The 9,922-nt window shown below is 45.1% G+C and carries 7 protein-coding genes; 1 reads left to right on the top strand and 6 read right to left on the bottom strand.

The window, feature by feature from the left end:
* On the top strand, window positions 1-96 hold a 96-nt coding region (locus tag ICN40_RS09220; protein ID WP_216123889.1), incomplete at its 5' end, for an IS3 family transposase.
* A 68-nt stretch (window positions 97-164) separates the two neighbouring features.
* Here the strand turns inward: ICN40_RS09220 and ICN40_RS09215 are convergent.
* The 6 genes from ICN40_RS09215 to ICN40_RS09190 all read right to left on the bottom strand — a co-directional run bounded on the left by ICN40_RS09215 (window position 165) and on the right by ICN40_RS09190 (window position 9,888).
* A complete protein-coding gene (locus ICN40_RS09215; RefSeq protein WP_216243587.1) occupies window positions 165-1,082 on the bottom strand; it encodes an alpha/beta fold hydrolase in 918 nt (305 codons plus the stop codon).
* A gap of 108 nt (window positions 1,083-1,190) precedes the next feature.
* Window positions 1,191-2,291 (bottom strand): patatin-like phospholipase family protein, encoded by a 1,101-nt coding sequence (locus tag ICN40_RS09210; protein ID WP_216243585.1) that lies wholly within the window; start codon window positions 2,289-2,291, stop codon window positions 1,191-1,193.
* 66 nt (window positions 2,292-2,357) lie between these two features.
* Window positions 2,358-3,668 (bottom strand): lipase family protein, encoded by a 1,311-nt coding sequence (locus ICN40_RS09205; protein WP_216243583.1) that lies wholly within the window; start codon window positions 3,666-3,668, stop codon window positions 2,358-2,360.
* Between the two features lie 147 nt (window positions 3,669-3,815).
* A complete protein-coding gene (locus tag ICN40_RS09200; protein ID WP_216243582.1) occupies window positions 3,816-6,956 on the bottom strand; it encodes an efflux RND transporter permease subunit in 3,141 nt (1,046 codons plus the stop codon).
* Between the two features lie 2 nt (window positions 6,957-6,958).
* Window positions 6,959-8,212: an efflux RND transporter periplasmic adaptor subunit gene (locus ICN40_RS09195; RefSeq protein WP_216243580.1), complete on the bottom strand. Its 1,254-nt coding sequence runs from the start codon at window positions 8,210-8,212 to the stop codon at window positions 6,959-6,961.
* Window positions 8,209-9,888: an efflux transporter outer membrane subunit gene (locus ICN40_RS09190; RefSeq protein WP_216243579.1), complete on the bottom strand. Its 1,680-nt coding sequence runs from the start codon at window positions 9,886-9,888 to the stop codon at window positions 8,209-8,211. Before ICN40_RS09190 ends, ICN40_RS09195 begins: the two co-directional genes overlap by 4 nt.
* Between the last annotated feature and the right edge of the window lie 34 nt (window positions 9,889-9,922).

Here is a 9,922-nt window from a genome sequence, read left to right as displayed (position 1 = left end):
GAATATATCCACTACTACAACCATGATCGGATCAAACAAAAACTAAAGGGATTAAGCCCGGTGCAATACCGAACTCAATCCCTCGTGCTAACCTAACTAAACTGTCCAACTTTTGGGGGTCAGTTCACGATGAGTGGCTTTTAAGTTTGAGAATACAGAACTAGCTAGTCTTTTTGGAGAAATACATTCACAGTTTCAGAAAGCTTCTTATAGCTTTGAAATAAGAATGCATGGCCGCCCTCATAAAAGGCCAACCAAGCAAAAGGGATTTGATTAGCAATCACAACTGAGTTTTTTGGATTGTCGATGATGTCCTCACGACCGTCAGCCACGAGAACGGGAACTTTAATCTTCTTTAAATCCTGGTAGTTCTGATTATCAGCATTCCACAAAGTGATGCGAGCACGAACCTGGCGTTCCTTAGCTTCTTTAGAGATTACAAAATCATTAGGTATGGTTCCAGCGGCTTTTGCCGCCATAAATCTCCCGTATACAACCTTGGCAGCCGCTTTGCCTTCAGGAGTAATTGGGAATAACAACTCGAAATTCTCCATAGGAGAAAGGCTTGGATTATTCAACTCCTCCCCAACCTTTTTATCAATAGCGACCTGATATTTTCCACCGGGATTTGGGGCACACAGAATGACTTTGTTAACCAACCCTGGATGCCTGATAACTAGCTGCTGACCAATTCGTGCGCCCATTGACCACGAGAACACGTTTACCTTTTTAAAACCCAGTGCCTTAACCAAGCCTGCGGCATCGTCTGCCATTTGCGGAATGGTTGTATTGTTTTCTTTGGTATCGGTTGAGAATCCAGCTCCGCGATTGTCAAAAATAATGAGCTGGTTATTTCTTGCTAGCTCACCTAGAAGTGCTGGATCCCAAGCACTCATGGTGGCGGCATAACCCATGATGAGAATCATTGGGTCCCCTTGGCCTTTTAGGTAATAGGCTAATTTCACATCTCCTACTTGGGCATACTTAACCTCAGGTTTTTCTTGAGCTTGCACTGGAATGCTTAGGCCCAGAGAAATGAAAAGGGTAGCAATCGCCAAACAAATACCCCGTATTAAAGCCATAGTCAAAACACTTAGGGGGCTATTCAGAGCTGTCATAAGGTCCTAGTTTGGATTGGTTTTAAAGAGTCATACTAGCATTTCAATACTGAGCAAGAATTGCCTTAGGCCTTAAGCGGACATCCAAAAACGCTTCATCTCAGGGAGATCTTGCATTCCTCTCTCATATCCATACTGAATGGCTGGCTCCATAATTGCCGGATCTACAACACTCATTGTTTTTCTGCCAGGAAGCATCCCAACCACAACCAACTTGGTCTTGGTGCCGGCCGCCTCTAAATCCTTTACCTCTTGCAAAATAGTATTAGGCAGATGGTTCAAACGCAGCCCTTCTTTTTCTTGCTCAATAGTATCTGCCAGAGCTACTACTAGGGCTCGCCTAGATCCCGCAACAATGTCGCAATGGGTTTCGGTGGAACCGATACTACCATCCATACAAACGCGATCCTTAACCCAGGTTGGGCCAGTGACGCCTGGGGCAGAAGCGCTAGCTGCACAGGCATCAATGACCGTTACACCTGAATCTGGAGCAATCACCAGACGTTCAGCGGTATAGCAATCAATCGTAGTGATATACATCTTTTGGGGAATAGTTTTCATACCCCCCAAGAAAACTTTAATGTTATTTTGAAACTTATCAGATGGAATGGATTTTGCAGCCATTGCAGCATGACCAATCGCCTGAATAGTATCGGGATTACCATCCTTGGCACTAAGCCCCATCTTCATTACACGCTCCTGGCTAGGCAAGAATTTTTTCGTTGGAACTAGCTTAGCCATGATCTTTGGATAGTCGGCCAATAAATTAAATTCTACTGAGAATAAGTCTAGGCGGCCACCTAATAAAGCGCTGCCCAAAACTGCGCCAGCAGATGTGCCAACCACAATGTCTGCTAAGCGAAGATCAATACCATTGGTTAGCATTGCATGAAAGTAGCCAACTAAAAATGAGCTCATATATTCAGAGCCTCCTCCCAATACGATCGCCCTATCTTTGCCCTTACCCGGAGGATTTTTATATGGAATCGGATGGGCTAGACCATCATCCCAGCTTGAGGTTGTTTTCTGAATTTCTTTTGCATCCAAAGCTCTCACTTCCGCAATAGTCTTTTTAGATACAGCTGGCGATTGGGGAAAAGCCTGAGTACTAGCAGCAACTGCCGCACCAATTGCAGATGATTTAAGGAAATTACGGCGAGTGGATTGGGTCATACATATACTCCTAAAGAATAACCACCCGAAGGTGGTTATGGATGTCTTAGTTTTTTGAAATTGAGATTATTGTTTTTGACTTGGTTGCGGACAACCATTTGCCAGCGACTTACCTGCAATGCGATCCTTTACCCAAGCTAGATACATAGGCGCTGATACACCAGGAGTTGTGAAGTGTGTTTGCTCACCTGGTAGCTGATTTCTTCCCACATTCGCCCCCATTGCACACATCTGCTTTTGATAAAGCTCGTGCATGACTGGTGGGACTGCAGTATCTTTGGTGCCCCAGTAAATCACTACTGGCGCTACTGGTTTCACTGGTTTTACGCTGCCATTAATAAATGCTTGGATCCACGCTAAGGAGTTGCTAGGCTGGGGCTTAATTAAAGACTTATATTGATCGCCGTAAGAATAGCCAAATGAATCAGCCATCACGTGAACACATTTATTGCCGGCTAACTGGTTAACGACCTTTACACCTTCATCAGTCAACACATCTGTTAGCTTTAGATTCGGATTAGCTGCTTGAGCTCCCCAAAGACCCATGACGTAATGAGCAAATAGAAATATATTCGGGACATTCGCCTGAGTAAATTCATTCATGAGTTTATTGGCGCCTGCCTCATCCGCTGGTAACTTTGGTAGTACCGCCGCTACGTCGTCTGGTGCCAACGCAACAAATCCAAGATATTGGAGATTATCTGCCGCAGTGCCCTGTTGAGCTTGATACTCTGGCAGACTTGCAGCTGCAATCGTCGCCCCGCCACCTTGAGACCAACCATAAATAATGGTCTTCTTACCAGCGCCGACCTCTTTCATGGAGCTAGCCGCTCTTGCAGAATTAATAGCATCTCTACCATTAGTTTGAGCCACTGCGTATTGATGCTTACCGCCACCACCTTGACCTTGATAGTCGGTAGCAACGATGACATAGCCTTCTTTAATAAATTCTTCTACGTTCGGGATACCGTAATCCGTCCAAGAATTGCCATCCATTAAGAAGTACTCATTTAAAGGAGTAACTGGATTAATAATTTGAGAAGGGCCACAGTTTTGGGCTGATCCTGTTGTGCCATGGACCCAGGCCATGATTGGTCTACCCTCTTTAGGAGCCTGTCCAATAGGCGCTACGATTAAACCAGTTGAAATGGTCTTGCGCTCAGCAACATCTGAAGAAATGTAAGCAATCTTCCATGCTTGCGCACCTTTAACAGATGTTTCTATTTTTTCTTTTTTGATGACCTGCCCCAACTTACCCTCTGGAGCCATTTTTATAACAGAAGCATAGAAAGGTGGCATTGGAGGATTGGCAAATGTTACTGAAGACATTGCGCCAAGAGAGGTGCCAAAGATCAGAATAGGTAGTAATTTTTTCATCGGGGGTTGGTAAGTATCCAAGGCGTAAGCCCTGTCGGTTAAAAATAGAACAATTCCAGTAAATATACCAAACTACATTTACCTACATCCCATGGAAGTGATGGGGAAATCCCGAACATACCAGCGGGATACCCCATACCCCTCTAGCTATTTCTTTTGAGTGGTCTTTTCAGCTTTCTTATTCGCGCGGTTCTCAAAGAAGGTTTCGATTTCTACATAGAAGACCGGTACTAATGCCACCGCAAGGCAGGTAGAGGCAATCATGCCGCTAAATACGGTAATACCCAAGGAGATACGCGCTGCTGCACCTGCACCAGTAGATAGAAGCAAAGGCATGACACCCAAAATAAAGGCAATCGATGTCATGACAATTGGTCTAAAACGTTCTCTGGAAGCCTCTAGAGCAGCATCAACAAAAGTCATGCCTTTGTGTCTACACTCAATGGCGACCTCAACAATCAAAATCGAGTTTTTACATGAGAGCGCAATCATTAACACTAGGCCAATCTGAACATAAATATTATTTGGTAGGCCTGTTAGCAATAAGGCCAATACCGTTCCGGATAAAGAAAGTGGCACTGCAGTTAAAACAGCTAGCGGCGCTATCCAAGTTTCATACTGAGCAGCGAGTACTAAGTACACCAACAAGATGGATAGCGCAAAAATCAAGATCACGGTATTTCCAACTAGATCCTCTTGATAAGACATACCCGCCCACTGGTACGCGACACCGTCTGGCAAGGTCTTGGCGGCTACCTGCGCCAGTACCTTCATTGCCTGTCCAGAGCTATAACCATCATTGGCAGCGCCTAAAACAGCAGCAGAAGGATATAGCTGGAACTGTGAAGCAAATGCTGGTCCGGTAGTGTCTTTGACATCAATGAAGGATCCCAGAGGAACCATATTGCCGCTCTTGTTTTTTACATACAGACGATTTACTTGCTCTATAGCGTTGCGGTATTTACCGTCGGCTTGAACATAGACTTGATAGGTTTGGCCGTATTTGAAGAATTGATTGACGTAAGAAGACCCAAGATAGGATTGCAATACATCGTAGGCATCCCCAATATCCACACCAAAAGTTTCAGCCCTACCTACATTGAAGGTGAGTTGGAGTTGCGGAACATTGTTTTGGAATGGCGTAAAGATCATCATGATCTCTGGATGCTTTTGCGCCTCAGCAATAAAGGTCTTAGCGGCAGCATCTAACTTAGCAAAATTATTACTGCCATCCGTCAGCATCAGTCTCATCTCAAAACCACCCGATAGACCCAAACCTGGAATGGCTGGCGGCAAGAGCACAAAAGACTTAAGCTCTTGAACTTGCTTCAGGCCTTGATTCATATTGTTATAGATATCACGCAGGCCCTCACCTTTGCCCCGCTCTTCCCATTTCTTCATGATGACGTATAAGCCACCCGCATTGGATTGGGAGCTACTATTGTTCAGCAAGTTAATGCCGCCGATCACCACAACCGTATCAACACCAGGAACCTTCTTAATGACATCAACTGCTTTTTTCATCCCATCCTCAGTCCGCTGCAAAGAAGCTGCATCAGGCAAGGTAGTTGAAACCACCAAGTAGCCTTGGTCTTCGTTTGGAATAAAGCCAGATGGCACAAACATCAAGCCGATGAGAGAGGCGGCAATAATCGCAATGCCCACCGTCGATGCTTTAGCTCGATTCTTCATCAAGCCTTCAATCTTGTGGCCATACCAAGTCGCCAAGCGATTGAAGTACAAATCAAATTTTTGATAGAGCTTATTTTTAACCTTGTTAGGATCAATCGGCTTGAGATACTGCGCTGACTGAGTTGGCTTCAGAGTAATCGCATTAATACCACTAATTAAAGCAGTTGCTGCAATCACCAAAGCAAACTGCCGATACATTTGTCCAGTAAGACCAGCAATAAACGAGGCTGGAATAAACACGGCCATCAAGACTAAGGTAATACCAATAATCGGACCCATCAAAGCAGTCATGGCATCAATTGCACCCTGCTTGGGATCTTCACCCTCTTCTACCTTCTTAGAAACTGCTTCAACCACCACAATCGCATCATCCACCACAATACCAATACATAAAACGATCGCGAACAAGGTGAGTAAGTTGATAGAGAAGCCCAGTGCAGCCATACAGGCAAATGCGCCAATAATCGTGACAGGCACTGTTGTAGCAGGCACCAGCGTGGCACGCCAGTTCTGCAAGAAAATCATAATCACGAGCAATACTAAGATGCCCGCCTCGTAAAGCGTTTTATAGACCTCATGAATAGAGGCCTTAACAAACATCGTGGTATCAAACGGAATAGCCCAAGTAACTTCCTTTGGAAGGGTCTTGGCAATACTCTTCATCTCATCCTGAACCGCTTGTGCAGTAGCAATTGCATTGGCACCCGGCATTTGGTAAATAGCTATACCACCTGCAGGTTTGTCATCAATCTTGAAGAATTGACTGTAGTTCTGACTACCCATTTCTATTCTGGCGATATCACGCAAGTACGTGATTTCAGCCTTGTTACCAGCCTTGACAACAATTCTGCCAAACTGCTCAGGCGTTGTCATAGCGCTGGTGACATTGAGCGTCAGCTGAAAATCTTGCCCCATCGGTGTGGGCGGGGCACCAATTTGACCTGCTGTTAGCAAGACGTTTTGCTTATTAATAACGGCAATGACATCATTTGGCGTCAGATTGCGCATCTTGAGTTGGGCTGGGTCAAGCCAAACTCGCATACTGTAATTACCCACCCCAAAGACATTGGCAGCAGCTACGCCCGGCAATCGCGCTAAGCGCTGTTGCAACTTTAAGTTAGCCAGGTTACTTAAAAATAGGCCGTCATAATCTGGATTGGATGAAGTGAGGGTAACGAACTGCAGAATGGCAGTCGATTGTGTTTTGGTTGTGACGCCCTGCTTTTGCACAGCCTGCGGCAAAGAAGGAAGCGCAATCGCTACCCGGTTTTGTACGTTGACCTGAGCTAAATTAGGGTCTGTTCCGACCTTAAAGGTAACCGTAAGAGTGTAGTTTCCATCATTGGTGGATGCGGACTCCATGTAGAGCATGCCATCAACACCATTCACCTGGGTTTCAATATTACTCGCTACTAATTGCTGTACAAGCGTGGCGCTTGCACCTGGATATCGTGCTGTTACCTGAATCGTGGGAGGTACGATATTTGGGTACTGAGCAATTGGCAAGCTATTAATGGACACTGCTCCAATCAGCAGCATGACCAGAGCAATCACATTGGCCAGTACCGGCCGTTCGATAAAAAATTTAGAGAGCATGATTATCGAGCTGGCATTGCCTCAAGCGTGACCTGTGTTGGGCTAGCAATTTGATTAATGCTCAGATTAATAAAACCATTAATGACCACCTTACTATCTGGAGTCAACCCTTTGCTGATCTCGACATACTTCTCAAAGCGCTGACCTAGGCTAATGTCTTGACGTTGAGCACGCATGGCATTATCTAAAACAAAAACATAGTCACTCACTTGATCCGTCATTACAGCAGTCTTGGGCAGCAGCAAAGCCTGTCTTGGCGCGCCATACTGAGCCATAACTCGAGCGTATAAACCAGGGATTAAGTCGTACTTCTCATTTTTGAAGATTCCCCGCAATTGCAAGGATCCAGTCTCTGTAGAAATCAAATTTGCGGCGTAATCCAAAACACCTTCAAAAGGATATCCAACCTCACCTTGAAGACCGGCATAGATGGGCAAGGTATTTACTTCAGACTTACGTTCTGCGTTTGCATCTTGACCCCTTTGAAACTTTAAGTAATCCCTCTCATTAATAGAGAAGTACACATAAATGGGGGAGATCTGCTGAATACTGGAGAGTTGCACACCCTTTGTAGTGGAATCTAAATAGGTACCGACATCTAATAAGTGCCTTCCCATGAGCCCATCAAATGGTGCCCTGATTTCGGTATAGCCCAAATTAATCTTTGCGAGCGTTAAATTAGCCTCAGATTGCTGGTATTGCGATAAGGCCTTATCAACGGCTGCTTGCGAGGTTGCATTCTCTTTGAGTAAAGATTTCTGACGGCCATACTCAAGTTTCGCTTCGGTATAAATTGCCTGTTTTAATTTCACCTCTTGTATGTATTGGTCTTGCTCAATGACAAACAGAAGATCGCCCTTCTTCACCATCGCTCCGTCAGCAAAACCAATCTTAGTAAGGTAGCCCTTAACGCGCGCGTCCAAGTTCACCGTCAGGTATGGATCAACTAGACCATCAAAGGTTGCAAAACTGCGGATCTCTTGAGACAGTGGTTGAGCGGTTGTTACTGGAATTGGGGTTTGCTTAATTTCTTTGCCACAAGACTTCAAACAAATCAGCGCAATCAAAGCAACGAGAACTAATAAAGAAACCCCAATTGTCCGTGGTGAAAGTTTCTTCTTGAGAATAGGAATCTCAACCGTGCTTAGCTTTACTAGGAATGCATTCCATTTTCCTAAGAGCGAGCCCCATAGAGTCACAAGCTTGTCCCACAAGGGCAACAGCAAAAGCTTGACTTTTATTAATAGATCTTTCATGGCGCAGCACTTCCCTGGGTCGGCGGAGTCGTTGTATTTGATGGCATATTTAATGTAGCCGGCATAGTAGTTTGTGTGGGCTTTGATGGATCAGGAGCATCTACCAAAAACTTGCTAGCCTTCACCGTTAGTGGATCACCTGTCCTAGTGAGGACAGAACCCCAATCTGTTCGGTCGGTCATATCGGCAACCATCTGATCTGGCAACTTAGGAGGACTCATGTCCGCAGTCCAACCGCCACCAAGTGCTTTAAATGCGACTACATATCCGATGAGCTCGTTTGATGAAGTTTGGACCAGGGAGTTTTGGATATTTAATAGATTCTGCTGTGCAGTGATCACCGTGGTGTAATCATTCTGCCCAGCCTTATAACGCTCAAGAGCCAAATCTGCAGCACTTTGCGCTGCAACGACACCGCGCGTTAAATCTTCTTTTGAACTTTTAGTGGTCGAGATAGTAATGAGCGAATCTTCAACTTCCTTCTGGGCATTCAAGACTTGGTTTTGATAGGCCAAGAGACTCTGCTGGAAAATAGCATCCTGCACGCGGACTTGATCCACAATTGCGCCTCTATAAAACAACGGCAAGGAAATTCCAGCGTTTACCCCAGAAGAGTTATTGCCCCAACTAAATAAATTAGCGGAGGATAAGGTTCCGTAATTTGAGGTGGCATAACCAAAGAGACCGCCCAAGGTAAATGTTGGGAACAGTTGCGCCTTGCTTACACCAATTAAAGCAGACTTAGAAGCAGCATCAAATTCGGCCTGCAGAACATCTGGGCGACGACGTAATAAATCCCTTGGCATACCAACCCCAAGCTCAGATGGAGGCTTCAGGCTTCCCTTGGTGTTTCCGTAAGTCTTTTCATAGTACTCAGGAGGCTCGCCCAGCAAAATACTCATGGCATGCTGGTTTTTCTTTAAATTCGCGATCAAAGCCGGAATCTGGGCCTTCGTCTGCTCATACTGGGCTTGCGCCTGACTCAGATCTAACATCGAGGTGGCACCGTATTTAAAGCGCGCGCCTGCGATACGTAAACTTTCTTTTTGCAAAGCTAGATTGGTTTTAGCAACCATGATTAGCTCTTCATAGTTGCGGATATTGATGTAAGTATTCGCAACATCCGCAGTTAAAGACACGTCTGCCGAGTAGAAGGCTGCAACCCCAGATAAATAGGAGCTTAATGAGCTCTGAATTCCACGGCGATTTTTTCCCCAAAAATCTAGCTCCCAACTCACCTGCACCAAAGCATTTTTAGAGACCAAATTATTGGAATCATTAATCGCTTCTTGAATTGCGCTATTGCGGGCATTGGAATATGAAGCACTTAAATTGGCGGATGGCAATAATGCGGCATCGCTCACACCCAGTTGTGCCTGCAGTTGGTATATCCGTAGAGCAGTTTGTTGCAAAGTGAGGTTTTGCGCAGTAGCTTGTTTTAGCAAGACATTGAGCGTCGGATCGTTAAAGCTTTTCCACCACTCTACTGGGTCTAGAATCTTGTTTGAGTTTTCACCCAAAGATTCGGTAAATTCAGTTTGAGCTGTTGATTTATATTGATCTACTGCCTTAACAGGGGGTCTTACAAAATCCGGGCCAACCATCATGCAACCGGCAAGCATCAAGGTACCGGAAATTATGAGTGCATGGGTAATCGTGTTTCTAGGTAATGGCATTCAAGTGCTTAATTTTTAAACTGATGGCTTTGTC

The sequence above is a fragment of the Polynucleobacter sp. Fuers-14 genome, from assembly GCF_018882045.1.
Classification (GTDB): domain Bacteria; phylum Pseudomonadota; class Gammaproteobacteria; order Burkholderiales; family Burkholderiaceae; genus Polynucleobacter.
Note: the sequence above shows the minus strand (reverse complement) of the source record. Positions and strands in the feature narration are given on the sequence as shown.

What these genes read in the sequence shown, in the direction of transcription:
- ICN40_RS09205 (WP_216243583.1), bottom strand. Translation starts at nt 3,668, where the DNA reads ATGAAAAAATTACTACCTATTCTGATCTTTGGCACCTCTCTTGGCGCA.
- ICN40_RS09215 (WP_216243587.1), bottom strand. Translation starts at nt 1,082, where the DNA reads ATGGCTTTAATACGGGGTATTTGTTTGGCGATTGCTACCCTTTTCATT.
- ICN40_RS09200 (WP_216243582.1), bottom strand. Translation starts at nt 6,956, where the DNA reads ATGCTCTCTAAATTTTTTATCGAACGGCCGGTACTGGCCAATGTGATT.
- ICN40_RS09190 (WP_216243579.1), bottom strand. Translation starts at nt 9,888, where the DNA reads ATGCCATTACCTAGAAACACGATTACCCATGCACTCATAATTTCCGGT.
- ICN40_RS09195 (WP_216243580.1), bottom strand. Translation starts at nt 8,212, where the DNA reads ATGAAAGATCTATTAATAAAAGTCAAGCTTTTGCTGTTGCCCTTGTGG.
- ICN40_RS09210 (WP_216243585.1), bottom strand. Translation starts at nt 2,291, where the DNA reads ATGACCCAATCCACTCGCCGTAATTTCCTTAAATCATCTGCAATTGGT.